The 2,169-nt window shown below is 25.9% G+C and carries 2 protein-coding genes and 1 pseudogene; all 3 read right to left on the bottom strand.

Going from position 1 to position 2,169, the window contains the following annotated elements:
• A pseudogene (locus ACRDDY_RS13030) lies at positions 1-374 on the bottom strand (protein rep); the annotation flags it as partial.
• Positions 375-486: 112 nt separating this feature from the next.
• A complete protein-coding gene (locus ACRDDY_RS13035) occupies positions 487-690 on the bottom strand; it encodes a hypothetical protein (protein ID WP_438565372.1) in 204 nt (67 codons plus the stop codon).
• A gap of 649 nt (positions 691-1,339) precedes the next feature.
• On the bottom strand, positions 1,340-2,169 hold an 830-nt coding region (locus tag ACRDDY_RS13040), incomplete at its 5' end, for a protein rep (protein WP_438565373.1).

Raw genomic sequence — 2,169 nt, forward strand, 5'->3', positions numbered from 1 at the left:
ATAGTAGCTCTTAAATCTTCTCCTGGAATAGATGGAACAGTTAAAGTTAACATATATGCTTTATACCCTTGTGGAATAAGTTCTGTATAATATTTTTTGAATTCATAAATAAATTTACTAATATCTAAAACCTTACAATTGGGACAAAATCTATTATTTTTACATCTGTTAACCTTTTGCAAATCAAGTAATTTATTTTTTTCATATTTATCCCAAAGCCAAAGATTCATACAATCATTAATAGAATCAGACCTATTTGAATATTTTTTAAGATTAAATTCCTGAAACATAGAATAATAATAGTCAGAATATTGACTGTTAAATTCTTTTTTCTTCTTGTCCATTTTTTCTAAAATCTCATTGCTAAAATCCAAAAACAACACCCCCCTTAAATTTTCAATTTGGAAAAAAAAACCACCCCTACAAACCGCACAGTTAAGCCAAGTTCGCAGATGTTTCTATAAGTATCGAGAAGAACCATAATTTTTAAGAATTTTCACAGTCTAAATCATTCAATTTTTTAGTTAAAATTAACATATTTTTTTGGTCAATGTACTCTTCAAGAGCCAACGCCATTAAAGCAGATTGAGAAACTCCAGTTTCTACACTTTTATTTTCAAAATATGTCTTGATTTTCTTAGAAACTCTTATATTAATTCTTGGCAATTCAGTCTTACCAATTTTAGGCATTAAACCACCTCCTTAATTACTAATATCAATTTAACATCAAAAAAAGAAATTGTCAATATATTACTTTTTGCGACTAAACATAATTTTTACTATGAAAATAAACAGGTGTAACACTTATAATAAAAGTGTAACTTTAAGTGTTACTAAATAACTAAAAGTGTAACTGTAACACTTATTATAAAAGTGAAACATTTTTGATTAAAAGTAATTAAGAAAAGCACGTTTTTTGATAAAATATATTTACTGAATCAACAAATTTTAATAGAGTTTCAACGTCCTTTTCTTAGCAAGATTATATCAATCTATTGGAGCAGTAAAGGGGCAAGTTTTATTCGCGTTCGCTCACCCCTTGACAAGCGATTAAAGTTTCAACCAATAACAAAAAAATTAATGTTCTCATATATGAGTTTAAAAAAAGTTAGAATTATAATTTTATTTAATAATATAAAAATGCTGCAAGAGGTGCAGTTACACTTTGCACCCTTTGCAGCAACCTTTTAAAATTACTAAATTAAAAATTTAAATAAAAACTTAAATTTAATTAACTCACAATTTAGATATTTATTTTTAAATCAAATTTTGTTATAATAACGATAGCGATAACGAAACGATTTTTTGTGTAAGTTAAATAAATAATGTCAAGCTTTTATTATTCAATTAATTTAGCATTAAATCTCGAAATCTTTTTATAATCACGATAAGTAGTGATTAATTCGTTAATCTCGTAAGTTAGTAGGCTTACGGGATTTTCTTTTATTTCAAGATTTAATTCTTGTTTCTCTCCTTCATCAACATTTTCACATTTCATATTAAGAAGAAGTCCAAATCCTTGCCGAACTCTTTTATTTTCTAAAGCTTGAACTAATGTTTTAAAAACATAATAATTTTCGATATCTGAATCTTTAAAAGTATATTTAAAAACTTCGTAAATACCTTTTTCATCTAACGGAACAAAATCAACTTCAAGAACTTTTTTATTCTTTTCATAAAATTTTGCTTTAGGATCATAGACTAACTTATCAATATTTTTAAAGTTATCTCCATACCAAAGCATAGACCATATTTTACCCATTTGAATATCAATATGTGACTTCATATTATAAGATTGTCTTTTATTGCTCCATTTACCCTCTATATCTTTTAAAAGTAAATTAGGTGATATGTCATCACGTATAAGCAATACGCAATGGAAATGCGGGTGAAAACCTTTGTTAGCGTTATAGGTAATCTCTAACACCTTAATACCACCATCAACTTTGAAATATCTATCACTATAACCTTTACTATCGTCATAAGTAAATTTATAAATCATTTTCCTAAAAGTTTTATTTAATTTATCAATAGTAGCTCTTAAATCTTCTCCTGGAATAGATGGAACAGTTAAAGTTAACATATATGCTTTATACCCTTGTGGAATAAGTTCTGTATAATATTTTTTGAATTCATAAATAAATTTACTAATATCTAAAACCTTACAAT

It is taken from the genome of Clostridium sp., from assembly GCF_051656525.1.
Classification (GTDB): Bacteria; Bacillota; Clostridia; order Clostridiales; family Clostridiaceae; genus Clostridium.